The sequence below is a fragment of the Roseateles sp. NT4 genome, from assembly GCF_051857475.1.
Lineage (GTDB): Bacteria > Pseudomonadota > Gammaproteobacteria > Burkholderiales > Burkholderiaceae_C > Pelomonas.
The window spans coordinates 732,655-759,456 of sequence record NZ_JBPZGZ010000001.1 but is presented as its reverse complement, the minus strand read 5'-3'; the positions used below and the strand labels follow the sequence as shown (position 1 = coordinate 759,456).

The following is a 26,802-nucleotide window of genomic DNA, read 5'->3' as shown; positions in this document are numbered from 1 at the left end:
ATCAGCGTATTCGCTGGGCGGGGGGCTCACATGAGCGATGCCAAGGCCGCACCGATCGGCGTCTTCAACTTTCATGTGTCGTTCAGCCGCGACCCCGTGGACGGCAGCGGCGGCGACGACGCGACGCTGTGCCAAGGTGCCTTCAGCGAGCTGACCGGCCTGGAAGCCACGATGGAGCCGCGCAGCATCCGCGAGGGCGGCCGCAACTGGGGCAGCGTGCAGCGGCCCGGTGGCGTCAATTTCGCCACCGTCGTGCTCAAGCGCGGCATCACGCGCTCGCGTGACCTCTGGCAGTGGTTCGAACTGCTGGGCCAGGGCGGCTATGTGAACCGTCTCAAGGCCGAGATCGAGATTCGCAGCACCACCGGAGAACGCATCATGGGCTGGACGCTGCGCCGCGCCATGCCCGTCAAGTTCAAGGCCGCCGACCTCAATGCCCGGGGCACCGACGTGGGCGTGGAAGAGCTGCACATCGTCCACGAAGGACTGGAGCACTCGACATCATGACTGCTCCCAACGTCGTCAAGGCCAAGATCGTCCTGCAGCGCAACGGCCAGGACATCGACACCGTCGAGGTGCACTTCAACCCGGTGTCGCTGCAGGTCGAGATCACCAACTCCACCAGTCCACAGAGCGGCAGCGGCGCCACGACGCAGACGGCCACGCAGTCCAGCGCCAAGCTCGGCCTCGACCTGCTCTTCGACACCACCCACACCGGCGAAGACGTGCGCAGCATCACGCGCCGCCTGCGCGCCGCCGTGCGCTCGCCCGACGCCACCGGCACGCAGAGCGCCGAGTCCAGCGCCGCCTTCACGCCGCCCACGCTGCGCTTCGAATGGGGCACCTTCACCTTCACCGGCATCTCCGACAGCTACCGCGAGACGCTGGACTTCTTCTCGCCCGAGGGTGTGCCATTGCGCTCCAGCGTCGCCCTGGCGCTGAAGGAGCAGCCCAACGAGTTCAGCGCCCTGGAGCGCGACAACCCTACCGCGGCCAATGCTGCCCGCGCCCGCAGCACGGCCTTCGAGGTCTCGGGCGGCATGGGCGGTGCGGCGGGCATAGCGGGTCTGGGCGGCGATCTGCGCGCCGCCCGTGCCATCGCAAGCATGAATGGCGAGGCCAGCCTGCGCTTCTCGGCGGGAGCAACGCTGGCGGTGGGCGCCAAGGTCGAGCTGAAAGCCGCAGTGTCATTCGCCGGCGGCGCGGGCGTCGGCGGCCTGGGCATCGGTGTGGGTGCCGGTGCCGGCATCGGCCTCTCCGCCTCCGCCCCGTCGCTGCGCTTCGACGCCAGCCGCCTGGCACCGCCGCCTGCGGCCCAGCAACTCGCCACCGATGTTGGCGCCGGTTTCAGCATCGACGGCCGCGCCCTGCCCGCCGGTGCGGCCGGCCTGCGGGCCAACGTCGGCCAGGCCCCGCGCGCCCTGCGCTTCGACGACTGAACAGGAGACCCCGCATGCCCGTCCACATCGATGAATTCGTCGTTGACGTCCCGCCGCCGGAGACCACGGCCGGCCAGCAGTCGCGCGACGCCCAGGGAGCGGCCAATGCCACGCCGACGCCGACCTGGACGCCCGAGTTCGCTTCCATGCTGGACCAGCAATTGAGCATCGCCCTCGAGCGCCGCCTGCGCCTGCTGGCCGACTAGGACCACCCCGCCATGCCCGAAACCAGCGAACGCCCCGTCTCCTCGCGCACCGCCTACAGCGCGCGGCCGACGCTGCGCGTGGACGGCCAGGCCCTGCCGGCCCTGGACGACCTGGTGCGCACCTTCTCCGTCACCGAGGCCGAAGGCGGCATGAGCAGCCTGTCGCTGGGCATGGGCAACTGGGGCATGGTGGACAGCACGCTCGGCCTGGTGTTCGACGCCGGCAGCGCCATCAAGCTCGGCGCCCGCTTGCAGCTCTATGCGGGCGAGACGTCCAGCCCCACCGAGATCTTCGACGGCCAGATCCATGCCATTGAGGCCAGCGGCTCCGTCGGCGCGCCGCCCAGCCTGCTGGTGCTGGCCGAAGACAAGCTCTACAGCGCGCGCATGAAGCGGCGCAGCAAGAGCTACGAAGACATGAGCGTGGAAGATGTCGTGCGCGCCATCGCCGGCGACCACGGCCTGACGGTCGACGCCAGCGGCCTGCCGGGCGCCACCGGCCTGTGGGTGCAGCTGGACGAGAGCGATCTGTCCTTCCTGCGCCGCATCCTCGGCCGCAGCGACTGCGAGCTGCAAGTGATTGGCAGCACCCTGCAGGTGCGCAGCACGGCCGACATGGACCGCGGCACCCTGGACCTGACCCTCTACAGCCAGTTGCAGGAGGTGCGTGTCATCGCCGACCTGTCGCAGCAGGTCACCGAGGTCACAACCCGCGGCTTCGACCCCGCGGCCGGTGATCCTTTCGACAAGACCAGCACCGGCGCCCAGCCCGGCCCCGGCAGCGGCCGCACGGGCGCCTCGCTGCTGAACGAGATCGGCATTCAACGCAAGGAACACCTGGGCGCCCTGCCCTGCCGCAATGGGGCTGACGCCCAGGCCCTGGCCGACGCCGCCTTCGACCAGCGCGCCCGCCAGTTCGTGCGCCTGCACGGCCGCACCGAGGGCAACGCCGGCTTGCGCGTTGGCACGCGCGTGAACCTGCACGGCGTGGGCCGGCGCTTCGACAACCGCTATGCCGTCATCGAGGCGCGCCATCGCTTCGATCCCACCAGCGGCTACGTCACCGAGTTCGTGGCGCAGTCGGCCTTCCTGGCCGAAAACTGATCATGGACCGCGCCCCGTTCACCTTCGCCCCCGCCGGCAACCCGCCGGCCCTCGGCCCGGCCTGGCTGGGCGGCGGCGTCTTCATGGCCGAGGTGACCGATCTGAAGGACCCCGACGGCCGGGGCCGCATCAAGGTGCGCATCCACGGCGTCGATGACCAGGCCGAGGACGCCACGCTGTGGGCCCCGCTGATGGCGCCCTTCGCCGGCAACAACCGCGGCGCCTGGTGGGTGCCCGATGTCGGCGACCTGGTGGCCGTGGCCTTTGTGCAGGGCGATCCACGCATGCCCATCGCTCTCGGCGGCCTCTGGCATGGCAATGCCCAGACACCGGAAAGCATGGACGGCGCCGGCAAGAACGATCTGAAGGTGCTGCGCTCTCGCAATGGCGTCAAGGTCACGATGGACGACCAGGACGGCCAGGAGAAGCTCATCCTCGAGACGCCGGGCGGCCAGAAGCTGACGCTGAAGGACGGCCCCGGCGAGTGCACGCTGGAAGACTCCAGCGGCAACAGCATCAAGCTCGACAGCAGCGGCGTCACCGTCACCGCCTCGGCCACCGTGACGGTCAATGCCGGCACGGTCAAGGTCAGCGCCGGCATGGTCAATGTGGATGCCGGCATGTCCAAGTTCAGCGGCGTGGTCCAGTGCGACACGCTGATCACCAACGCCGTCGTGTCGTCGAGCTACACGCCCGGCGCCGGGAACATCTGGTGAGGCTGGCGATGGCTGCCGTCATGGACCCCCACACCCACCACGCCGTCGCCGTCGGCGGGCCGTCGCGCCAGCATCCGCATGCGCCGGCCGTGCTGGTGGACATCGAGGCCGGCGATTTCGTCACCGCCCTCAGCGATGCCATCACGTCCACCGCCTGGCCCCGCTTCGGCTGGCCGGCCTCGCTGCCCATCGCCCGCCTGCCCGACCAGGCCGCGCCGCGCGCCCTGTTCCAGCCCATCCACCGCCGTTTCAACCTGGTGTTATTCGACACCCACTGCGAGGTCTTCGGATCGCCGCGCCTGGATCCCAGGAAGATCGAGTCCAGCGGCTTTGTCGTGCGCCGCTGGGCTGGGCCGGACGACATCAACGCCCAGGCCCTGGCCGACCCGCACAACTGGCAGACCTGGCAGGCCGAAGGCTGGCGCGGCCTGCCCAATGCCGCAGCCTTCGACGCCGATCCTGATCCGGCGCGCCGCCCCGCACCCCGCACCGGCAACCCCGGTGTCGACGCCCGCCTGGCCGCCCTGCGCGCCGTGCACCCGGCCGAGGCGGTGAATCCACTGCATGCGCTGATGCCCGCCGTCTGCGATGCCGCCAAGCGCAGCCTGCTTTATGGCGTCGTGCCCACCAGCGAGGCCCTGCGCAAGCCGACCGACACCGCGGTGGACTACGCCGCCGCTCGCACGCCGGGCTCAACGGCGCGCGACAGCTTCGTCGCCCATCTCTCGCCCTATCTGTCCCGCGCCAACATCCGCCCGCTGCCCGGCGCACGCTCCAGCTTCGACGCCACCTGGCTGAACGGCAGCGACCCGGTCGACGCCAGCGAACCCGACAGCGGCGACAGCAGCGCCATGCGTGAGCAGTTCGCCGCCTTCATCCGCCAGCTGGCCTTCGAGTTCGACATCAACGGCCGCGGCAAGGCGCTGCTGCCGCTGCTGGAAGAACTGCGCCTGGGTCGCAACGAAACCACCCTCGGCCTCGCGACGCGCATCACGACCGGCGCTTCGGCCTTCCTGCAGGCCTGCGTGCGCGTCGCGACCGACGTGAACGCCGGCAGCGTCTACATACCCGACGACTTCGGCCCCGTGCCGGCCGGCTGGCTGGACCGCTTCACCAACACGGCCCTCATCGTGCTCGAAGGCCGCGCTGCCGAGGCGCGCACGCTGGAGGGCCGCTTCGACGATGCCGAAGCCCTCTACGCCATCCGCGCCTTCGTGCGTGTGCGCGGCGAGCCTGGCTACCCGAACCGCCTGGTGTGGAGCGACATGACGCCCCTCTACCGCGTGGCACCCTGGTTCGCCTCCACCGGCACGCCCCAGGCCCGCATCGCCTTGCCCGCCTTCGACCGCGCGTCGCTGGCCGCCATGAAGCCCAACGTCGCCTTCGACGTGCCGCCGGCCCTGGCCAACCTGCTGATGCGCAACAAGCCCGAGGACTTCATGAAGAAGCCCAAGGCCGGCAGCGACATCGGCCTGGGCTGGCTGTGCTCCTTCTCGATTCCAATCATCACGATCTGCGCCTTCATCCTGCTCAACGTCGTGCTGTCCCTGCTGAACCTGGTGTTCTTCTGGCTGCCCTTCGTGAAGATCTGCCTGCCGGTCCCGAGGAAGAAATAGCCATGGCCCGCAAGCTCGCCCCCGAACTCTCGCCGCCGATCGGCTTCCCGCTGCTGGGCCGGCCCGACGCCGACGGCCGCTGGGCCTGGCCTGGCCTGGCGCGCAGCGTGGCCGACGGCCTGCGCTGCGTACTGGCCACGCGCCCCGGCGAGCTGCTGATGCACCCCGACTTCGGCGCCGGCGTGCAGGACTTTTTGAACCAGCCCAACAACCTCACCGTGCGCGCCCGCCTGCACGAGCGCATCAGTGGCGCCATCGCCCGCCTGGAGCCGCGCGCCCAGGTGGACCGCATCGACGTCGACGAGGACCCGCAAGACCCGCGCATCGTCCACGTCGCCGTGCACTACCGGCTGCGCCGCACCGGTGAGCCCCAGCGCATGGCGCTGGCCTTGACTCTGGGGTAACGACCATGCCGCTGCCCATTCCCCTTCTGGACGACCGCCGCGCCGACGACCTCGTCGCCGACCTGCTGGCGCGCATCCCGGCGCACACGCCGGAGTGGACCGACCCGCGCGTCGGCGACCCCGGCCGCACGCTGATCGAGCTCTTCGCCTTCCTCGGCGACACCCTGCTCTACCGCGCCAACCAGGTGCCCGAGCTGCAGCGCCGCGTCTTCCTCAACCTGCTGGGCATGGGCCTCAAGCCCGCGCTCATGGCCCGCGGCATGGTCACCCTGCGCCTGCCCGACGAAGCCCGCGAAGCCGTCGACCTGCGCGAGCGCGCCAGCATCGCCAAACCCCTGCCCTTCGAGACTGCCCAGGAGATCAGCATTGCGCCGGTCACTGGCGAGGTCTATCTGAAGCGGCGCGTCACGGCAGACGGTCATCCCGAGCTGGCCGACACCCTGGCCCAGCTCGGCGCCCTTTATGGCGGCAAGGCCCTCGACGCCTACCAGACCCTGCCGCTGTTTGCCGATGGCGCGGTGGACGCCGGCGTGGACGTGGTGGCCGACAGCGTCGACGGCTGCCTGTGGATGGCCCTGCTCGCACCCAAGCCGGCGCGCGGCGAGTCCATCACCGCGCTGCGCGACCGCTGCGTGCAGCAGTTGGCCCGCAACGCCGCCGGTGCGGCCCGCCTGCTCAATGTCGGCCTGGTGCCGGCCCTGACCGTGCCCGACGACCAGGAGCTGGTCGGCGAGCGCGAGCGCATCGGCGTCAGCTGGGAGATCTCCGTCGGCGGTGCGCGCGCCACCGACTACCAGACCCTGGACCCCTCGGGCAGCGACACCACCGACGGCCTGCGCCGCGCCGGAGTCGTGCGGCTGCTGATGCCCGGGCCCGAGCTGATCGGCGTCGGCGATTCGGCCCGCGGCATCGATGCCGTCTCCGGCGTCGACGACGAGCCCCCGCGCCTGGACGACCCCGACCGCGCCCAGCGCCTCGTCGCCTGGCTTCGCATGAAGCCCGCCGCCGGCGTGCAGCGCCTGCTCGTGAGCTGGGCCGGCCTGCATGCGGTGCAGATCGAACAGGGCGTGACGACCCAGGGACTGGTCGTGGCCCAGACCTCGGGCAGCCCCAACGAAGTCATCACGCTGCCACTGCGCAATGTGCTGCCCGACAGCCTGCAGCTCGAAATCGCCGAGCCCGGCATGCAGTACGCGGCCTGGACCCGCGTCGACGACCTGGCCCTGGTGTCGCATCGCGCCGAGCTGGCCCGCGATGCCCGCGCCTACGAACTGGACGCCGAGTCCGGTCAGGTGCGCCTGGGCGATGGCATGCGCGGCCGCCTGCCGCCGGCAGGCTCGCGGATGCGCATCGTGTCGGCCCGCTCGGGCGGCGGCCGTGCAGGCAATCTGCCGGCGGGCACGCTGAAGGACATCGTCGCGACCAGCATCAATGCCAGCGGCCTGCCCGGCACGATCGTCAACAACCTCAAGCTGTCCCAACCCATCGCCACACAAGGCGGCGAGGACGCCGAGGACGTCGACGCCGCCCAGCAGCGCATTCCCGCCATGCTGCGCCACCGCGAGCGCGCCGTCACGGCCGACGACTACGCCAGCCTGGCCCGCGAGACGCCGGGCATGGACATTGGCCGCGTTGAGGTGCTGCCGCGCTTTGCACCGCGCACGCGCGCCTTTGGCATCCCCGGCGTTGTCGCCGTCATGGTGCTGCCGGGCACGGCCAGCGGCGAGGTCGGCACGGCGCCCAACCCGCGCGCCGACCGGCCGCTGATCGAAGCCGTCCACGCCTGGCTGGAGCCGCGCCGACTGCTGGCGACCGAACTCAATGTCATCGGCTGCGAGTACCTGCCGCTGTCCGTCTCCATCGCCATCGGCCTGCGCGACGGCGCGCCGCGTGAGGAGACGCTGGCGGCGGTGCGCCTCGTCATCCGGCGCCTGCTGTGGCCGCTGGCGCCCGGCGGCTTCGACGGCAATGGCTGGCCGCTGGGCCGCACCGTCGCCGACCGCGAACTGGAGGTTGAGGCCGCCCGCGTGCCGGGCGTGGCCACCGTCGCCGGCGTCAACCTCTTCACCGGCGGGCCCGGCGCCTGGGCCCTGGCCGGCCGTGATGCCAACGGCCTGCAGCAGGTCGCGCTCGCACCCTGGCAACTGCCCGAGCTGATGCAGGTGCTGGTCGAAGTCGGCAATGCGCCGGCTCGCAGCCTGGCCCCGGACGCGGCCTCCGGCAGCGGCGGCACTCGCGTCGCCGTGCCCGTCATCGTCGACCTCTGCTGACCATGGACAGCAACTCGCAACGCTTCTGGCTCTGGTCGCGACCGGCGGATTGGGTCGTCGCCGAGGGCTGCGCCATCGTGCCGCGCGACGCGGCCCATGGCGGCGTGGAAGAGGTGCTGTCCCTGGCCTCGGAACTGGGCCTGCCGCCCATGATCGATGGCGCCTCGCGACTGGCCAGCGCCGAGACCGAGCTGGCCATGCTGCCACTGCTGCGTGACCGCTTCGGCACCTACGCCCGCTGGGACCCGCGGCCCACGCCTGAGGGCCCAGGCGGCTCGCTGATGGGCTTTGGTGCCTTCCCCGGCGAGGTACCGCGCTATGCGACCACGGCGCCGGGCGCGCCGACCGCGATGGCACTCGATGCCGACGACCGCATCGTCTTTGCCTTTGCCGACCGCGTCGAACTCTTCGACCCGCGCGACCGCCACGAGCCGGTGCGCCTGGAGCTGCCACCGCTGTTCACGCCGCAGGCGGCGGCCTGCGATGCAAGAGGCGGCCGCTGGCTGCTGGACCGCAACAACCGCCGCCTGGCGCGGCTGGCCGGCACGCCCTTCCCCGAGCGCGGCGACGTGGTGCGCGACGCCGGCACCTTCCGCCCCCAACCCGAGAACGCCGACGACGCCCGCCTCGAGCTGCTGCCCGAGGACCTGCTCGACCCCGCCCTGCGACCCGTCGCCCTGGCCGCCAGCCCCCTGGGGCGGCTCGCGGTGATCTCGTGGGGTCCGGATGGCGAGCTGCATCTGAACGTGTTCGACGGCCTGGCACGCAAGGACGCCATCCTCGAAGGTGCCGAATACGCCCACGCCATCGCCTGGCTGGACGAATCCGATATCGCCCTGCGCGTGTCCGACCTCGCCGAAGCCCTGGTCTACGCAGCCGATGCGCCTGGACCTCAAAAGCCGCTGGGCCGCCGCTACCCCAGCGCCGACGCCGCCGCTGGTGGCTTTGTCGCCTCGCAGGACTGGCCGCCGCATCTGCCGCTGGTGCGCCCTCAGGACGTACCCGACGCTCCCGATGACGCGACGTTCAGCCGCGCCCTCGTGCCCCTGTCCTGGCGCGGTTTCGCGGCCACTGGCACGGCCCAGGGCCACACGATCGACACCCAGTCCCTCGACCTGGTCTGGCACCGCGTCTATGTCGAAGCCGTCATCCCGCCGGGCTGCGGCGTGCTGGTGGAACTGCGCGCCACCGACGACGAGACCTTCAGCGGCGCTTGGTGGCCGCATTGGTTCGGCGATGCGAGTGCGTCGCAGGCCGACCTTCCCGCCGGCATCCCGCGCGCCGCCTGGTTGGCCTGCCCCAGCGAACTGCCCCATCACGCCAGCCTGCTCGGCTGCGCGCCGCAGGCGAATCGCGTCGGCCTGTTCGGCGCCCTGGTGCAGCGCGCCGGCATGCAGTTGCGTGAGCTGCGCGGCCGCCGGCTGCAGACGCGCGTGACCTTGTTCGGCAACGGCCGCGCCACGCCGCAGATCGCGGCTCTGCGCGTCTGGGGCGACCGTTTCTCCTATCTGCGCCGCTACCTGCCCGAGCTGTACCGCGACGATCCCGTCTACGACCGCACGGCCGGTGGCGACGCCACGCGCCACGACTTCCTCGAGCGCTTCATCGGCCTGTTCGAAAGCCTGCTGACGCCGCTGGAAGACCAGATCGCCGAGGCCCGCGTGCTGACCTCGCCAAGCAGCACGCCGCCCGACGCGCTGGACTGGCTGGCCCGCTGGACCGGCGAGCGCTTCCCGTCCCGCCTGCCCACCGCGCAGAAGCGCGCTTGGCTGGCCAATGCGCCGCTGCTGCGCCGGCTGCGCGGCACCCGCGGCGGCCTGGCCCTGGCCCTGGACATCGCCACCGACGGCGCCGTCAGCCTGGGCCGCATCATCGTCCTGGAAGACTTCCGCCTGCGCCGCACGCTGGCCACGCTGCTGGGCATCGACCTGGAACGCAGCGACGACCCGCTGCTGCCTGGCCTCGTCATCTCCGGCAACTCCTTTGTCGGCGACACGCTGACCTTGGGCGACGCCGACGACGCCCTGGCCCGTGCCGAGTTTCTGGCGCTGTTTGGCGAGAAGATTGACTCGGAAGCCGAGCGTGAGACCGTCGCCAGCGTCTACGAGCGCACCGCCCACCGCGCCACCATCCTCGTGCACGAGGGGCTGGATGAAGACCTCATCGCCATGGTGCGCAACCTGGCCGAGGAGATCGCGCCGGCCCATGTCCTCGTCAAGGTGATGGCGGCGCGCGAGCCCTTCATGGTCGGTATCGCTTCCCTGGTCGGCGTGGACAGCTGGCTGCGCGCGCCCATCCCGCTGCAGGTGGCGCGCGTCGACCAGAGCGGCATCGGCCGCGGCGATCGCATCAGCGGCGGCGGCGCCCTGGACTGGCGGCTGGATGACAGCAGCGGCCTGGTCGCCTTCGACGGCGCACCGCGCGCGCATCTGGACGCCGCGCCCATCGGTGACCCGGGCGGCAATCTGCTGCTGGACGGCCGCCGCTCAGAACCCCCGCCCGACGGCGTGATCGCGCGCTGGCGCTTCACCCGACTTTCCGCCCCCGAGTAATCCTTGCAAGGAGCCCACCATGGCCAAGTTCGAGATCAACGTCCCCTTCGAGACCGATCAGCCCACCGTCGTCGTCGAGGTTGACCCACGCAGCCCGCTGGCCCGCGGCCGCCACAAGTTCCAGCTCGAGGTCGTCGACGACTCGGGCAATGTGTCCCTGCCCGACACGGTCGACGTCATCGTGGCCGACCGCGAGCGCCCGACCGCCGTCATCGCTGGCCCGCAAGTCGCCGACCTCGGCAAGAACTTCGAGCTCAACGGCAGCAAGTCCTTCGATATCGGCGGCGTCATCAAGACCTACCGCTACACCTACCTCGGCCCGGTGCGGTGAGCCTGACCATGGCCGTGCTGCCGGTCGGCAAGACGCTGGAGCAGGAGAAGCCGGTGCTGCTGGTCGAGAACAAGCTCGCCGCCGGCAAGCACCGCTTCACGCTGGTCGTCGTCAACGACAAGGGCGTGGAAAGCGAAGCGGTGTCGCTGGACGTGACGGTGAGCAACGGCCTCATCGTGCCGCGCGGGCCCGTGACACCGGTGACGCCGGTGCGGCCCATTGACAGAGGACTGATCCCATGAATGCCCTCGACGAGGTCGATGCCCTCTTGACCGCGGACCGGCCCGACCGGCCCTTCTACGACACCGGCGTGCTGCTGGGCAGCGACGATTTCCGCGACGAGCAGACCTACCACCGCTCCCGCCTGGCCCGTGCCCTGGCCTATCTGGCCGGCGCCGGCACCCTGGTGGGGCTGAAGGCCGAGGTGGTGGCCAACGAGGCCGGCACCGAGCACGAGCTCAAGGTCGGCGCTGGCCTGGCCATCGACCGCCTGGGCCGCCTCATCGAGGTGCCACGCGCCTGGTGCGTGCGCCTGGAGCCCTGGTTCATCGCACAGACCGCCGACGCGCTGCGCGCCGCCCATGGCGCCGATGGCGTGGTGGCCGACCTCTTCCTGCGCTTCACGCCGCAGGCCCGCGGCCGCACGCCCAGCTTCGCCCAGGGTGCCTTCGATGCGACCGACGCCCTGGTGCCCAACCGCGTGCGCGACGCCTTCCGCTTCGAGCTGGTGCTGAGGCCCGACGCCAAGGACGCGCCGGCCACCGATTTCCTGCCCCACTCGCGCTTCGACGCCGTGCGTGCGATGACGCCCGCCGACCGGCCCGACGCGCTGCGCCAGGCCCTGCTCGACGGCTGGGACGACACGACCAACCCGCATGCCCATGACCTCGCCCGCCCCGACGGCGAGGCCCTGCCACCCCTGCCCGAGCACGGCACTGCATCCGACGGTGTCACCTCGCTGGCCGACCCGACGGCCCTCTTCCTCGCCCGCCTGCTGATCCCCACCGTCGAAGCCCCCGCCGCCGTGCCGCCCGGCATTCGCCCCACGGCCGACTTCACGGCTCTGGATGCCAGCCGCATCGACAACACCAGCCGCCGCTTCGCCTATCCGGCCGACGCATTGGCCGCCGTCTTCGGCATCTGAACCGGAGCCCATCATGGCCCTCCAGAAAGCTCCCCAGGTCTCCTTCGGCGCCGCCAGCGGCACCCAGCGCACCGTCGTCAGCGTGGACACCGCGCGGGCGCTGCGCGAGGCCAATCTGATGGTCGAAGAGTCGCACCGCGTGCGGCCGCGCTGGTTCGACGGCAAATTCCTCGCGGCCCGCGACCTGACCCGTGAGCAAGCCTATTTCCTGGCCCGCCAGGCCGGCTTCGCGCGGGCCCTGGGCCCGGGCGTCGTCGAAGGGCTGGAGGTGTCGCAGGGCAGCGTGGCCACCGAGCTGCAGGTCAGCCCCGGCTTCGGCTACACGACGGCCGGCGAGCTGGTGGCCCTGACCGGCCCGGTGCGGGTGTCCCTGGCCCAGCTCTTCCAGTTGCAGACCCTGGCCCAGCAGCTCAATGCCGGCAAGAAGAAGCTGCTGATCCCGCCGCTGCGCAACCGCACCGGCATCTTCGTGCTGGGCCTGCGCGCGCTGGAGTTCAGCGCCAACCCGGTGTCCAGCTACCCCACCGGCCTGGATGCCGAACGCACCGTCGAGCCCGGCGACATCGTCGAGGCCAGCGCCCTGACCCTGCATTACGTGGCCGACGCCCCGGCCGAGCGCATCGAGGCCTTGCGCGGCGAACTGGCGCGCGAGGTCTTCGTGCAACAGGCCGGCCCCGCCCTGCCGGCAGAGACCCTGGCCCTGGCCTTGGTGGCTCTGACCGGCGACACCGTGCGCTGGATCGACGTTCATCTGGCCCGCCGCACGGCCGGCCAGTCGCATGCCGACGTGCTGGGCTTCGGCTTTGCACCGCGCCTGCTGCGAGAAGCCCATCTGGCCCAGTACCAGGACCATCTCGACGACGTCATGAAGCGCCCCCTGGGTGCGCGGCCCAGCGCGGCCCAGTTCTTCTCGTCCCTGCCGGCCGCCGGCCCCTTGCCCGCCGCCGCCGTCAACACGGCCGACTTCAGCCAGAGCTGGCTGCCCGCCGGCATTGACGCGGAGCTGACCCTGGTGCCGCAGGACGAGATCGCCATGCTGGTCGAGGAGTCGCTGACCCTGCCGCCCATCGATCTGCAGCTGGGCGCCGATTCGCAGACCTCGACCTTTGTCAGCATCCTCGTGCCCGTGCCGCGCGAGGCGCTGGCGGCGCAGGCCCGCGCGCTGCAGCAACGGCTGACGCGCCTACTCACCGTGCCGGCCACACGCCTGCCCATCAAGCGCTCGCCGGCCGAGTCCCTGCGCCTGCTGGAGAACACGCGGCTGGTGAAGACGGGGCTGTTCCCGCCCGCGCCCCCCACCGATCCGGTCGATACCGCCTGGGCCAGCCTGGTGAATGCCCAGACCACCCTCTGGTATGCACGGCGGCGCAATGTGTCGCTGCGGCCCGAGGTGGAAGGCGTAGCTGTGGCTGTCATCAACGAAGGTCCCAACCCCGACAACATCATCCGCGAGCGCTTCAAGGCCCTGGGTGAGACGGAGCGCGTGGAGAAGCTGCTGGCCCGCTCCGACTCGCTGGCGCGGGCCGAGGCGGTCAAGCTGCTGTCGGCCACCAAGTTCTCCGAGCCGCTGATGGCCCATGTGGCCTTGGCCCAGCTGGAGGCGCGCAAGACCCTGGACGAGAGCGCCGTCGCCGAGGTCGCCACGGCGCTGAACAAGCCCGGCGTGTCCGATGGCCTGGCCAAGCTGGCCGTGCAACGCCCCGACCTGCTGGAAGACAAGGAGGCCCTGCACAAGCTCGCCGGCAGCGAACACCTGCTGGACATGGGCCGCACGCTCTCGCGCAGCAGCGGCCAGGAGGCGCAGCGCCTGTCGGCCGACATCAAGGTGCCGGCGCGCGGCAAGGCCAATCTCGACAAGGTGCTGGCGGCGCGCTTCACGCCCGCCAAGCCGCGCTGAACCGGAGCGAACACCATGGCCAGCGACCGCAGCACCCCCGCCCTGGACGGCTCGCGCATCGTCGCGCTCAAGGTCACTCCGCCGGCCGGCACCGCACGCGGCCAGCACCTGGCCCTGGACAAGGGCGAGATCGCCGTGGCCGTGCAGCCCCGCCTGTCCAGCCGCACCGCGCCCGACGGCGAGCGGCGCATGAACGCCTTTGCCGGCCGCGCCCTGACCGCGCCGCTGCTGGAGGCCGAGCAGAACCAGCGCGCCCGCCGCATCGCCCTGCTGAACCGGGCCCTGAGCGCCGGCGTCGTCGAGGGCCTGGCCCTGGCCTTCGATGACGAAGCCATCGCCGACATCGCGACCGCGGCAGACCCGGCGCCGGCAGCGCTGGCGCTGGACGCAGTACGCCGCCTGACCCTGGAGACTGGCTCGGGCCTGAGCGCCGGCGGCGAGGAGGTCATCGTCCCGGCGACCTTCTCCTTCGACCTGCTGGACCTGCCCGTCGTCGCGCCGCCCTGGCTGCTGTCCGACACCGACCCGGCACCGGCCATGCCGGCCGAGGCCGACGGCAGCGTGCTGTTCGCGCGCGCCACCGGCCGCAGCCTGCGTACCCTGCTGGCCGTGGGCCGGCCGCTGCCACGCGTCGGCGTCATCGTGCTGGAGCCCATCGAGCACCGCGTCGTCGAAGGCGCCGACCCCTTCGACCAATGCGAGCGCGACTTGGACGCCGAAGCCTTCGAGGACCAGGTGCGCCAGGACGCCACCCGGCCCGTCTTCTATGCCTGGCCCGACGAATGGCTGCCTCTGCCCGCGCCCGGCGCCACTTGGCGCAATGCCCTGGCCCATGCCGTCTTCGCTCGCGAGGCCGAGCTCGGCAACAGCCAGAGCATGCCCTGGCATGCCAGCGGCGTGCCCCTGGCTCTGGTAGCCGTCAACGCCGCCTGGCAGCCTCTGTTTGCCGACCGCGCCGCCGTCGCGCGGCTGGGTGGCCGGCCGCGCGCCGAGGCCAATGCGCAGCTCGGCGCCGGCACGCGCTTCCTGTGGCAGGCCCGCATCGACCAGTTCACCGAGCACCTGACCGAAGCTGCCGCGGCCGGCGCCGACACCCAGGCCCTAGGCGACCAGATGCTGACGCTGCCGCCGGCGGGGCTGCTGCCGCGCGACGCCGTCAATGCCCGCGCGAAGCGGCAGGCCTTCTTCCCGACGACGCTGGACGTGGCGGCCCTGCCCCTGCCCATCGAGCAGCTGGATTCGGTGCTGGAGGCAGCCGCCGGACTCGCACCTATCGACCTGGCCGTGCGCGACAGCCTCTGCGTCTACGTGCCCGTGCCGCAGACGCTTTTCGACCCCAAGCTGCTGCTGATCGAGGAGGCCGACGCCGACCACAAGATCGCCGATGCCATCGAGCGCTATGTGGACGACCGCGCCGACTGGCTGCGCCGCCGCCAGCGCCAGCGCCAGCAGCGCGAGGCCCTGAGCATCGCAGCCGAAGGTCCCGACAACACCGATGCCGTGCCCGACCCCGCAGACGATCCGCTGCGCGTCGAGGACGAGCGGCTGGCGCCACTGCTGTCCGCACCGGCCGGCCTGTTGCACCGCTCGGCCCATGTGCGCGGCCTGCACCAGCATTTTCTCGACCACGCCACCGAAACGCTGGCCGTGCAGAAGGGCGATGTGCTGTTCGCCTGGGTGCAGCTGGACCGCGAGTTCCCGCCACGCACGCTGATGCTGCAATGGCAGATCGCCAACAGCTGGGAGCACCGCGCCTATTGGGGCGAGAACCTGATCGGCTGGGGCGCGGACGGCACGCCGTCGCGGCTGCAGCAGTCCACCGATGTGCCGCCCATGGTGCCCACGCCGGGGCGCTGGCATCGCCTCGAAATCCCCGCGGCGGCTCTGGCGCTGGAGGAGACGACGGTCAGCGGTGTCGCTTTCACGCTTTACGACGGCCAGGCCCTGTTCGGCCCCGTCGGCGTGCTGCGCAATGGCACCGAGAGCGCCTGGACCGACCAGAAGACCCTGGACTCCGGCATCCAGCGCGGCGAGGGCGAGTCCTGGGACTTCGTGGCCGCCGCCGATGCCAACACCGCCTTCGAGAATGCCTTCGACACCACGGGTGACGAGAAGGGTGAGCGCGACTCCACCGAGCTGACTGCCCTGCTGGCCGACCCGCTGATCGCCGGCCGCAAGCTCGCCCCCGTCACCGGCGACGACAGCAAGCTCACGCCCACCGAGGCCGACGCCGCCAAGCGCGGTTTCCAGACTCTGGCCGCCCTGATCCAGGCCAATGGCCTGCGCCAGACCGTGGCCGACCTGTCCAGCCGCATCGACGAGGCCGACGATGCCGTCAACCTCGGCTATCTGCGCGTGCAGACCGACATGTACCGGCTGCGCCAGACGGTGCTGAAGACCTCCCAGGCCAGCCGCTTCGCCGTGTCGCCGGCCCTGACGCAGATCGCCGACCTCGACAACGCCAGCGCCACGCGCGAGCAGCTCTCCGACTTCTATGGCACGGTCAAGAGCGCGACCCAGCTGGCGCGCCCCGACGGCGCGACCTCGCCGCCGGTCTTCCCCATCCGCACGCGCACCGGCGGCATCGTCACGCCACCCATGCCGCGCGGCGTCGCCCGCGCCGCTGCGACGGCGGCCGCGGAGGTTGGCGCTGAGCGCGCTGCGGCCCTGAACGTGACCAGCAATGTGGGGCTTGGCAAGAGCGTCGGCGGCTTCATGACGCCGGCGCCTTCACCCATCCGCGTCATCAGCACGCCGGTCGCCGGCATCGGCTCCGTCATCGGCCCGATCGCGACCTTCACGCCGCCCGCGGCGCCCGCCCTCACCGGACTCGGCAGCATCGTCGGCAGCCAGCTCGCCTTCGACCCTCGTTTCAACGTGGGCGGTCTGGCGCCCCTCGCCCCGCTGCCCCCACCGCCGCCGCCCAGCACCCAGGTCACCGACGCGTCGGCCCTGACCGGCAAGGCCGAGATCCGCACCACCTCCATCGCCTCGCGGCTGGAACGCCCGCGCGCCATCGAGGCCAAGGACTTCACCGTCGCCACGCGGCTGGAAGTCATCAGCAAGCTGGCCTCTCTTGGCCTGGACCTGGACGAGCTGGACGTGCCCGGCATCGCCGAGAAGCAGACCGTCAACGGCGTGGTCAAGGAGTTCGACCCCGGCGGCCAGCCGCTGCGCGCCGCCCCCATCAAGCTCAGCGCCCTGCGCCTGCGCTTCACCGACCTCAGCTTCGACCCCGACCCCGAGGACAAGGCACGCGACGAGTCGGCCTACTTCCTTGGCGGCGTGGACCTGTCCGACCACACCATCGCCGTGCTGCGCGCCGCCGAAGGCATCGTGCGCAAATACCGCGACGCCCTGGACCGCTGCAAGAAGTCACTGGCGGCCATCGACGCCAGCCTGGCCGGCCTGGCCACGCGCCTCGCCCTGGTGGAGCGCGAACTGGCCGAGTCGCGCCAGGACGTGGCCACCGCCCGCGCCCTGCTCGCCGAAGACCAGCAGCGTGCCGCGGCGCTGAACGCGTCGCGCGACGCCGTCATCGCCGAGAACGTCAAGTTCCTCGCCTTCGCGCGGGCCCGCATCGGCAGCCGCACCGTGGCCCTGCCGTCGCGCGACCTCGATTCGGCCCTCGAGCCCGCCGCCGTGCCGGCCTGCCTGACCGAACACGACGACCCGCCCGGTGACGTGGCCGCCATGATCGGCATCGTGAGACAGGCGCCCGTGGACTGGTTCCCGGCCATGCGCGCTCACCTGAGCCTGCTCGACACCCATTTCGTCGCCGATCGCGTGCTGACCGCTCTGCCGGCCACGGCCACCGCCATCAGCACCACCAGCTTCAGCGCCCTGACGTTGTTCAACGGCCTGGCCGGCGGCGCCAGCCAGCAGCTCGCCTTCAATGCCGTGCGTGCCCAGGCCGAAAGCGTCAGCCTGGCGCGCAGCGAGGCTCTGCCCTTCGCCGCCGTGGCTCTGTCCTCCGCCACCCTGGGGCTGGTGGGCAAGATCGACCTCATCGCCAGGAGCGCGTCGCTGGCTGACCTGGCCGCGGCCAATGCCGAACGCAATCTTCTGAACCGGCGCGTGACGGAAGAGCTGGCCCGCATCGCGCAGGTCGCCACCTGCCTGCATGCCCGCCTGTCCGAGGTGCGCGCCGGCATCCGGCTGGACTGGGCCGAGCGCTTCAGCCAGTTCGACAGCGTGGGCGACCTGGGAGATCTCTCGACCCTGCCGCATTTCGTTGAACTGGACCGCGACGACCGCGAGGACATCCGCGACCTGGCGTCCTGGCTGCGCCGCCGCGTCGATCAGAACCAGCCGCGCGCGGTGGCGCTGATGGCGGCCCTGGTGCGCGTCTGCGTGCTGGCCGCCAGCCACAGCCCGGCAGGACAGTTGCTGACCGGCCGGCTGGTGCGGCCCGTCCCCATCCATCCGGGCGTGCGTTTCGAGGTCCAGCCGTCCCTGCCCGATCGCCTGCGCGTCGGCATGAAGGTGCAGCTGTTGGACCCGGTGCTGGATGCCGCGGTTGGCAAGGCCCAGATCGCCGCGCATGCCGTCGTGGCCGACATCGTCGGCGGCATCGCCCATGTCAGCGTGACCCAGACCGTGCAGGCCGGCTTCACGCCCAGCGCGCGGTCCACGGTGAACTTCCTGCTCGGCTGACGCCATGGCCGCGGCCGACATCACCGTCCAGCAACTGCGCCTGCGGTCGCAGCGGGCGGTGCCCGGCCTGCTGCCCAGCGTGGAGGACGCGCTGCGCGTGTCGTCCAAGCCACCCGCCCTGCTGAATCGTCTCGTGCTTGTTCACCGACTGCGCTTGCGTGCGGCGGCGGGCGTCAGCTCGCAAACCCTGGCCTTGCAGCTGGAACGCGCCTGGCAGCAGCTCGCGGCCCGCGCCCAGCCCATCGAGCAGGCCAGCGACACTGCCGAGGCGGTGTGGGCACCCAGCCTGGCGACGGCTCGGCTGGCTTTGCTGAGGCGATGGCTGCGCGGTGAAGCGACCGAGGCCTGGTTCTGGCGGCGACTGATGCCGCCGGACGCGCAAGGCGAGTGGCCGCAGCGCGCCGTGGCGTTGATGCTGGCCGGGGAGGAAGGCCTGGTGGCGACCTCTTCTGCCGCCGAGGCGCAAAAGCGGGCCCTGTCGGTTCGTGCGCTGCTGGAGCTGATCGCGGAACACCGGATGGCGGCTCAGTTTGTCGAAGCCATCAGCGACGCACAGGCGCTCGCCGTACTGGACGTGGTCGATGCGCTGAGAGCGGTTCCGGCGCCGGCCCGCCGACGGCTTCAGGCCGCATCGGCTGTGCCCCGCGTCCAGACGCCGCGGGTGCGGCTGCTTGACGCGATGGCGGCGATGCGCGGCTTCTGCGAAGACATTCGCATCGAAAGCTGGACCACGATCACCGACGAATTCGCGCTTGAATCACCGGTAAGGAAAAGCCCGGTTCCGCCCCCGGACGAGCCGACTCTGGCTACCCCGCGACGCCAAGCTGCGGAAGGCGCCACGACGCCGTCCGCTCGGTCCGTCATGAGCTTGGCACCCCAAGCCACTCTCGACGAAGGTTTCGCCAGCGCCTGGTCCGGCCTGTGGCTGCTGTTGCCTTTGCTGCTGCGCCATGGGCTCGACGGCGCCGACGATCCACTGGCTGCCTGGTCCGGGGCCATGCGAGCTGCCCGCCGGCGCTGCCGCATCCCGGACGACGACCTCATCCACACCGCCCTCGCCGGTCTCGAGCTGCCGGCCACAGGCGATTCGCACTGGCTGCGCATCGCCCGCCTTGCCGCCGTCCGCGACGCACGCCTACCGCTGCTGCGTATCGCCCGCCGCAGAGGCTCGGCCTGGATTTCGCCCGAGCGCATCGACGTCGAGTTCCCGCCGACCTCGCTGGACCTGCGCATTCGTCGCGCCGGCTTCGACATCAACCCCGGCTTCGTTCCCTGGCTGGGCCGCATCGTGCACTTTCACTACCCCTCATGAACGCCGCCGACCTGCCGCCCCCACTGACGATGCGCCCGCGCGACTTCGGCCTGGCGGCCCTGGGTGCCTTGCTCATCCATCCCGGCGATCCGGCGGCCGCACCCGAAGAGCGCTTTCTGCGCGATGCCCTGGCCGCTGCGGGGGGCGACGGCTGGTGCGTCCATGCCCTGGACAGCCTGGACAAGGATGCGGCCCTGGCCCGCGCCCGCCAGGCCTTTGGTCTCAGCGCCCTCGAAACCCTGGCCCTGGCGCTGGTTGCCTCGGTGGAAGACGATCCCCTGGTCTGTCGCGTCATCGCCTGGATGCAGGCGCCGCAGCCCCAACCGCGGCCGACGCTGGCCCTGCTGGCGCGAGCCCTGGCGCCGCTGCAGGAAGGCTTTGATCCCGCTGACCCGCAGCGCGGGGAGGCGGCGGTCCTGCATGCCCTGGCCTATGGCCGCGCCCTGCGCCACGGCCTGCTGCAGGCCGAGGAAGCCAACACCGCCCGCCCGCTGTGCGAGACGACGCTGCGCGTGCCGGCACCCATCGCCGCCGCCCTGGCGGGCGTGTCCTGTGACTGGCCCGGCGCGCCAACGCCCGCGCTCTGGCCCGTGGCCGCCGTGCCCAGCCTCAACACGACCCTGGCCGACTGGGCCCGCGATCTCGCCGCCATGCCGCGCTCCGGCCTCGTCATCCGCAGTGCTGCGCCGCATGAGGCGAACGGCCTGGCCGCCGAACTGGTGCTGCGTCTCGGCACCAAGCCGGCCTGGTTCTCCAGCACCGAGACGCTGCCCCCAGGCGTCGAAGCCTGGCTGGTGCTGACCGGCCGCGTCCCCGTCTTCGAGATTGCCGGTACGCCCGGTGCCGTGACGACGCTGCCGGCCCTGACGATCTACGACGGTCCGGCCCTGGTCGTCACCGGCCTGGACGGCGGCGTACGCCGCGATGGCCCCATGGCCGACTGGCGCGTGCCCCTGCCCGATGCGGCAACCCGCGCTGCTCTCTGGCAAGACGCCCTGGCCGACGCAACCCTGGCCGCTCAAGCCGCCGAACGCTACCGGGCCGGCTATGCCCAGATCAGCGACCACGCCCGCCTGGCCCGTCTGCTCGGCGCCGGCCAGGCATCAAGCGACAGCCTGCACCGCGCCGCTCTGATGACACCCTCGGGCCGCGCCCTCGACGCCCTGGCCCAGCCCCTCAGCGAGACCGTGCCCGACGCCGCCCTCGTTGTCAGCCCCGCGTTGCGCGCCGAGCTGGACCGCATCGTGCAGCGTTGCACGCAGCGCGAGACCCTGCAAGCCGGCCTGGGCGCGGCGGCCCGCACCCGTGCCACCGACGGCGTGCGCATGCTGTTCACGGGGGGCAGCGGCACCGGCAAGTCGCTGGCCGGCCAATGGCTGGCGCATCGCCTCGGCCTGCCCATCTACCGCGTGGACCTGGCCGCCATGCTGAGCAAGTGGATTGGCGACACCGAGAAGAACCTGGCCGAGCTGCTGGCCCGTGCCGAGCACGCCGACGCGGTGCTGCTTTTCGACGAGGCCGACACCCTGTTCGGCAAACGCACCGAGGTGGCCAGCGCCAACGACCGCTTTGCGAATGCGCAAACGAACTACCTGCTGCAGCGTATCGAGACCCACAGCGGCATCGTCGTGCTGACCAGCAACAGCCGCGCCCGCTTCGACCCTGCCTTTGCGCGCCGGCTGGACTTCATCGTCGACTTCGTCGCCCCCGACGCCACCGCGCGGCGCCATCTCTGGCAGGCTCATCTCGGCGAGGCCAGCGACTGCACGGCCGCCGACCTCAACCGCCTGGCCGCCCTGGGCGACTTTGCCGGCGGTCATGTGCGCAATGCCGTGCTGGCCGCCGCCGCCCAGGCCCGCGCCCGTGGTGCGCGCATCGCCTACGCCGACATCGCCGACGGCCTGCGCGCCGAGTACCGCAAGCTGGGTCGCAGCGCGCCCTCTGACCTGTAGCGTCATGCAAGCCCGTACCGCCACCGCACGCACGCCGCGAGGCGGGGCGGGCCGCGGACCGCCACGGGCTGCTGCAACCAAATCATCGACATCCGCCGGCCTGCCGCGCTATCTGCAGGACAAGGCCGGCCGCGGCCAGACCCTCCCGGCACCGGTGCGCCATGAGATGGAAGGCCGCTTTGGCGCGCCACTGGCCGATGTGCGCGTTCATACCGACGGGGCTGCCGCCGCGTCGGCCGCCGGCCTGGGCGCACGGGCCTACACGGCCGGCAGCGACATCGTCTTCGGTGCGGCTCAGTTCGCGCCCGAAGGCGCGGAAGGCCGCGGCCTGCTCGCCCATGAACTCACCCACGTCGTGCAGCAGCGCCAGGCCGGCACGCCTGCCACCCAGCCCAGCGCGGCCGATGGCGGCGCCCACCACGACAAGGCCGAGCGCGAGGCCGAGGCCAACGCGAAGAAGGCCGCCAGCGGCGCACCACTGACGGCCAAGGAACAGCCCGCCACCGGCGTGCAGCGTTCCGGCATCCTCGACACCCTGGGCGACGCCGCCGGCGCCGTGGCCGATTTCGGCGGCGATGTCGTCGACGCGGGCGTGGACGCCGTCGGCGATGCCGCCGAAGCGGTAGGCGAAGCCATAGGCGCCGTCGCCATGCGCCTGGTGCGCGAGGTGGCGCCCAGCCTGGTGCCCATCATCGAACGCGGCCCCATGGCCCTGCTGCGCGAGATGGTGTCGTCGGCCCTGGACGGCCTGGCCTCGGTGCTGAATGCGCTGGACCCCAGCGGCACGCTGACGGCCATGCTGGGCGTGTTTACCGGCCTGGTCGAACGCGCCGCCGGCATCGCCGCAGCGCTGATGTCGGGCGACTGCCAGCCGCTGCTGAATGCCATCGACGAATTGAAGACCTTCGTCACGGAGGTGGCCGGCGAAGCGTGGGACCGCTTGACGACCTTTCTGCAGCCCATCGGCGACTTCTTCAGCGACCTGTGGAACGGCTATGGCGCGCCGGCCATCGAATGGCTGCGCGAGAAGGCCGGCGCGGTCTGGGCTCGCATCGAGGAATTCGGCACCGACATCTGGAACTGGACGGAGCCGATACGCAGCGCCGTCGGCGACGCTTGGGGCTGGGTCAAGGAGCAGCTCTTCGGGCCTGAGGAGGCCGGCAGTGGGGACAGCTCAGGCGGCATCGTCGGCTGGATCACCACCAAGGCGGGCGAGGCCTGGGACTGGGTCAAGGAGCAGACGGCGCCGGTCTGGCAGCCCATCGCCGCCACGGCCCAGAAGGTGGCCGACATGCTGCCGCCGCCGTGGATGCGCAACTTCGGCCAGCAGATGCAGCAGATGTCGACGCAGCTGAATGCCTCGGCCACGGCCATGGAAGGCGGCGACGGCGTGGCCGAGAACCGCGACACGCTGGCCACCGTGCTGCCGTCGGTCACGCAGGTGATCGGCACGGTGCGCAATGTCATCGTCGAGGCCGGCGGCTGGGTGTCGACCAAGGTGGGGGCGCTGGGCGCCGCGGTGTCGTCGCTGATGGGCAGCCTGCGCTCCAACAGCCTGATGGCCATGCTGGCCAATGCCCTGGGCTGGCTGGAGGACGCGGCCCTGCGCCTGGTCAGCTGGGCGGACGAGAAGGTGCGCGGCCTGTTCGACTGGATCCTGCAGGGCTTCGACGCGCTGACGCCCTTCATCGAGAACGCGGTGGGCGTGGTGCGACGGCTGATCGGCGTCGTCACCGACCTGATGCGCCTGCCCCAGCTCATCCTGTCCAGCGTCTGGGAGGCCATCCCCTGCTGCATCCGCGAACCCGTCAAGAATTTCGTCTTCAACCAGATCCTGGCGCGCATCCCCGTCTTTGGCCAGTTCTTCAGCGACCCCACGCTGTGGCCGCGCGTGCAGGCCACGGCCCTGCGCATCCTGCGCCAGGTCTTCGTGGACGGCGACCTGGCCGGGGCGGCCTGGACCTTCTTCCAGTCGGTGCTGCGCGTGCTGGGCCTGCCGCCGGAGCTGGTGGTGCAGGTGCTGGCCAAGGCCGCGGCGGCCATCGGCGACATCCTGACCGACCCGGTGGGCTTCCTCATCAACCTGCTGGGTGCCGTCAAGGCCGGCTTCGGGCGCTTCTTCGACAACATCGGCACGCATCTGCTCAACGGTGTCAGCGGTTGGCTTTTTGGCCAAGCCGAGTCTGCCGGCATCACGCCGCCGCGGGACTTTTCCATCGGCTCCATCTTCAGCTTCGTGCTGGAGGTGCTGGGCATCACCGTGGAGCACATCTTCGAGCGCCTGACGCTGAAGCTGGATGCCAGCACGGTGAGGCGGCTGCGCCAGATCATGAACCTGGCGACCGGCGCCTGGCACTTCCTGTCCATCCTCATCGACGAGGGGCCGGCGGGGCTGTGGGTGGAGATCCAGAACCAGCTGACCAACCTGTGGGACCGCGTGCTGGACGGCGTCATCAGCTGGGTGACGGACGCCATCATCGGCCGCGCCACGCGCTGGCTGATGAGCCTGCTGGACGTGACCGGCGTCATGCCCGTCATCAACACGCTCATCGCCGTCTACAACGCCATCGAATCCTTCATGCAGTACCTGCGCGAGATGCTGGAGATCGTCTCGCGCGTGCTCGACGGCATCCTGGACATCGCCCACGGCGCCATTGACGGCGCCGCCGGCTTCCTGGAGGACGCGCTGGACCGCGCAATGCCGGTAGCGATCGGCTTCCTGGCCAACCAGTTCGGCCTGGGCAATATCGGCGAGCGCATGCACGAGCTGCTGGAGACGGTGCGCGAGCTGGTCGACCAGGGCATCGACTGGCTGATCGACCGCGCCATCGAGCTGGGCCAGGCCTTCATCCAGATGGCGCGGCGCGGCGCGGCGGCGGTGCGCGGTGCCGTCGGCGCGGTGCTGGGCTGGCTGGGCATCCGGGTGTCCTTCAACGCGCCGGATGGCGCCGGCCATGAGCTGTACTTCCACGGCGACGATGCCAATGCAGTGCTGACCGTCGAGTCCACGCCCATGCCCTTCAACCGTTTCCTGGACGCGGTTCGTGCGACCGCGCCGGCGGCCGACGTGGCCCTGGCCCAGGGTCTGTTCGACCAGATCCAGACCCTGCAGCGCGTGTCGCCGCCGGCGCCGAGCTCGCCGGGATCACCCGCGGCACCGCCGGCGCCCAACAGCCCGGACCAGCGCATTCCCGCGCTGACCAACCAGCTCGGCGTCGTGGCCGGGCGGCTGATGGCCTTCATGGGGAGCACCGGCGTAGGCCCCTCGTCGCCACCGGTCTACGGCAGCCTGCAGCACGGCTTCGGCCGCGATGTGACGGTGGCCACGCTGACGCGCGACTGCGCGCCCGGCAGCGAGCCCGGCAGCGGCGTGGTCGGCGGGCTGTGGGACGACCTCGCCGCCCGCGGCCCCTCGCCCAGCAACCCCTACTACATCCGTGGCCATCTGCTGAACCACAACCTCGGCGGCTCAGGCGAAACCTGGGCCAATCTGACGCCGCTCACCCAGGCCGCCAACAACCGCGGCAGCGATTCGATGTACCGCGCCTTCGAGCGCCCGCTGAAGAACCAGATCGCCGCCGGCAAGTCAGCCCGCAACGTCCACGTGCAGGCCACCGGCTACCTGCCGGGCCGCGGCAGCGACCTGGCCGCCATCGACCAGGAAATCACCAAGGCCAGCGCGACGCCGGCCCAGCCGCGCACCACCACGCGCACCGTGAACGAACTGCGTGTGATCCGCCGCATCGTCGATGCCGAGCAGCACATCCCCGTCTCGGTCAGCATGACGGCCGAAGTCTTCGATCCCAACTCGCCCGCGACGGCGCCGACCGTGCTGTCGCCCACCAGCCCCGCCCGCAACCAGATCGACTACGACTGGACCCGCTACGAGATCCGCCGCCCTTGATGGAGACCGCCATGATCCACCGCGCCCTGTCCGAACCCTGCACCTTCGCCCTGCTGCAATGGCCGGCCCTGGTCGGCCTGCTGGCCATCACCGAGACCGGCCCGCTGTGGCTGGCCCTGCGCGTCCTGCTCGGCCTGTGGCTGACCCTCATGCTGATCGCCGCCTACGCCGGCGGGCGCGGCGCGGGCTTCGGCAATGCCATGCTGCTGCAGTGCGGTCTGGTGGCCGCGGCCTGGTGGATGCATCCCTCGGCCTGGGCCTTTGCCTGGCTGGCGGCCATTCCGCTGCTGATGCTTGTGGCGCAGCGGCTGCGCCTGCAGCGCATGGAGATGGCGACCTGAGACGACAATGGCGGCCCAACCGGCCACACTGCAACCCTAAGTGATTGTTTTTGAACGGAATCTGCTGACTGACCGACCGAGGACCCCGTGGGCCTGAGGCTGCTTGTCGGCGTCGTCTGGCTGCTGAGCTGGCTGCCGTTCCGGGTCATCACCGCCCTGGGTTGGCTGGTGGGCAGCCTGATCTATGCGTTGCCCACCTCGCGCCGCCGCATCGGCGCAGTCAATCTGCGCCTGTGCCTGCCCGAACTCGGCGAGGCCGAGCGCGCCCGCCTGCTGCGACGCAACTTCGTTGCCATGGTGCAGATGCTGCTGGAGTACGGCTACTGCTGGTTCGCCTCGCGCGAGAAGCTCAAACGCCTGGTGCGCATCGAAGGCCTGGAGCATCTGCGCGCCCTGGACGGCCGCAATGTCATCCTGATGATGCCCCACTTCACCGGCCTGGACCTGGCCGGCCTCAGGGTGTCACTGGAGACGCGCCTGGTCAGCATCTACTCGGTGCAGAAGGACCCCTGGCTGGACGCCTTCTTCCGCGCCAAGCGCCTGCGCTTCGGCACCGGCATCATCTTTGCGCGCCAGCAGGGCACACGGCCGACGCTGCGGGCGCTGAAGGAAGGCTACCGCCTCTACTACCTGCCCGATCAGGATTTCGGCGCGCGCGACTCGGTCTTCGTGCCCTTCTTCGGCGTGCCGGCGGCCACCATCGGCGGGCTGTCGCGCATGGCGGCCGTGACGAAGGCGGCCGTATTGCCCTGCTACCCGCGCCGGGAAGCGGATGGCTATACGCTGGTGATCGAACCCGCGCTGCAGAATTTCCCGACCGATGACATCGTCGCCGACGCCACCCGCATGAATGCCGTCATCGAGGCCCAGGCGCGCCGACAATTGCATCAGTACTTCTGGCTGCACAAACGCTTCAAGTCGCGCCCGCCCGGCGAGGCCGACTTCTACGCACGATGAA

At 71.2% G+C, this 26,802-nt stretch carries 19 protein-coding genes; all 19 read left to right on the top strand.

Annotation, left to right across the window (positions count from 1 at the left end; translation table 11 throughout):
* Positions 1 to 30 precede the first annotated feature (30 nt).
* On the top strand, positions 31 to 507 hold the full coding sequence (locus ACS5PN_RS03440) for a phage tail protein (protein ID WP_439462538.1): 477 nt from the start codon (positions 31 to 33) through the stop codon (positions 505 to 507).
* Positions 504 to 1,439: a CIS tube protein gene (locus ACS5PN_RS03435; RefSeq protein ID WP_439462537.1), complete on the top strand. Its 936-nt coding sequence runs from the start codon at positions 504 to 506 to the stop codon at positions 1,437 to 1,439. Before ACS5PN_RS03440 ends, ACS5PN_RS03435 begins: the two co-directional genes overlap by 4 nt.
* Positions 1,440 to 1,453: 14 nt before the next feature.
* Complete coding sequence (locus ACS5PN_RS03430; protein ID WP_439462536.1) at positions 1,454 to 1,645, top strand: hypothetical protein; 192 nt, start codon at positions 1,454 to 1,456, stop codon at positions 1,643 to 1,645.
* Between the two features lie 12 nt (positions 1,646 to 1,657).
* Positions 1,658 to 2,749 carry a phage late control D family protein gene (locus ACS5PN_RS03425; protein ID WP_439462535.1) on the top strand — a complete coding sequence of 364 codons (1,092 nt, stop codon included), beginning with the start codon at positions 1,658 to 1,660 and terminating at the stop codon, positions 2,747 to 2,749.
* A 2-nt stretch (positions 2,750 to 2,751) separates the two neighbouring features.
* Positions 2,752 to 3,465: a phage baseplate assembly protein V gene (locus ACS5PN_RS03420; protein WP_439462534.1), complete on the top strand. Its 714-nt coding sequence runs from the start codon at positions 2,752 to 2,754 to the stop codon at positions 3,463 to 3,465.
* A gap of 20 nt (positions 3,466 to 3,485) precedes the next feature.
* Positions 3,486 to 5,081, top strand: coding sequence for a hypothetical protein (locus ACS5PN_RS03415; RefSeq protein ID WP_439462533.1), 1,596 nt, complete (start codon positions 3,486 to 3,488; stop codon positions 5,079 to 5,081).
* 2 nt (positions 5,082 to 5,083) lie between these two features.
* Positions 5,084 to 5,485 (top strand): GPW/gp25 family protein, encoded by a 402-nt coding sequence (locus ACS5PN_RS03410; protein WP_439462532.1) that lies wholly within the window; start codon positions 5,084 to 5,086, stop codon positions 5,483 to 5,485.
* A 5-nt stretch (positions 5,486 to 5,490) separates the two neighbouring features.
* A complete protein-coding gene (locus ACS5PN_RS03405; protein WP_439462531.1) occupies positions 5,491 to 7,755 on the top strand; it encodes a putative baseplate assembly protein in 2,265 nt (754 codons plus the stop codon).
* A gap of 2 nt (positions 7,756 to 7,757) precedes the next feature.
* Positions 7,758 to 10,307: a phage tail protein gene (locus ACS5PN_RS03400; protein ID WP_439462530.1), complete on the top strand. Its 2,550-nt coding sequence runs from the start codon at positions 7,758 to 7,760 to the stop codon at positions 10,305 to 10,307.
* A gap of 19 nt (positions 10,308 to 10,326) precedes the next feature.
* Positions 10,327 to 10,638, top strand: a complete 312-nt coding sequence (locus ACS5PN_RS03395; RefSeq protein WP_439462529.1) for a hypothetical protein — start codon at positions 10,327 to 10,329, stop codon at positions 10,636 to 10,638.
* Positions 10,635 to 10,880: a hypothetical protein gene (locus tag ACS5PN_RS03390; protein WP_439462528.1), complete on the top strand. Its 246-nt coding sequence runs from the start codon at positions 10,635 to 10,637 to the stop codon at positions 10,878 to 10,880. Before ACS5PN_RS03395 ends, ACS5PN_RS03390 begins: the two co-directional genes overlap by 4 nt.
* Positions 10,877 to 11,782, top strand: a complete 906-nt coding sequence (locus ACS5PN_RS03385) for a hypothetical protein (RefSeq protein ID WP_439462527.1) — start codon at positions 10,877 to 10,879, stop codon at positions 11,780 to 11,782. The genes ACS5PN_RS03390 and ACS5PN_RS03385 overlap by 4 nt, the downstream gene beginning before the upstream one ends.
* A 13-nt stretch (positions 11,783 to 11,795) precedes the next feature.
* The gene (locus ACS5PN_RS03380) at positions 11,796 to 13,679 is read left to right on the top strand and encodes a hypothetical protein (RefSeq protein WP_439462526.1); all 1,884 of its coding nucleotides are present in this window, start codon (positions 11,796 to 11,798) and stop codon (positions 13,677 to 13,679) included.
* Positions 13,680 to 13,694: 15 nt separating this feature from the next.
* The gene (locus tag ACS5PN_RS03375) at positions 13,695 to 18,335 is read left to right on the top strand and encodes a hypothetical protein (protein ID WP_439462525.1); all 4,641 of its coding nucleotides are present in this window, start codon (positions 13,695 to 13,697) and stop codon (positions 18,333 to 18,335) included.
* 4 nt (positions 18,336 to 18,339) lie between these two features.
* Positions 18,340 to 19,647 (top strand): hypothetical protein, encoded by a 1,308-nt coding sequence (locus tag ACS5PN_RS03370; RefSeq protein ID WP_439462524.1) that lies wholly within the window; start codon positions 18,340 to 18,342, stop codon positions 19,645 to 19,647.
* The gene (locus tag ACS5PN_RS03365; protein WP_439462523.1) at positions 19,644 to 21,599 is read left to right on the top strand and encodes an ATP-binding protein; all 1,956 of its coding nucleotides are present in this window, start codon (positions 19,644 to 19,646) and stop codon (positions 21,597 to 21,599) included. The genes ACS5PN_RS03370 and ACS5PN_RS03365 overlap by 4 nt, the downstream gene beginning before the upstream one ends.
* A 4-nt stretch (positions 21,600 to 21,603) precedes the next feature.
* Positions 21,604 to 25,503, top strand: a complete 3,900-nt coding sequence (locus tag ACS5PN_RS03360; protein WP_439462522.1) for an eCIS core domain-containing protein — start codon at positions 21,604 to 21,606, stop codon at positions 25,501 to 25,503.
* A gap of 11 nt (positions 25,504 to 25,514) precedes the next feature.
* On the top strand, positions 25,515 to 25,844 hold the full coding sequence (locus tag ACS5PN_RS03355) for a hypothetical protein (protein WP_439462521.1): 330 nt from the start codon (positions 25,515 to 25,517) through the stop codon (positions 25,842 to 25,844).
* Between the two features lie 87 nt (positions 25,845 to 25,931).
* Entirely contained in the window at positions 25,932 to 26,801 is an 870-nt protein-coding gene (locus tag ACS5PN_RS03350) for an LpxL/LpxP family acyltransferase (protein ID WP_439462520.1), read from the top strand.
* Position 26,802: the final 1 nt, after the last annotated feature.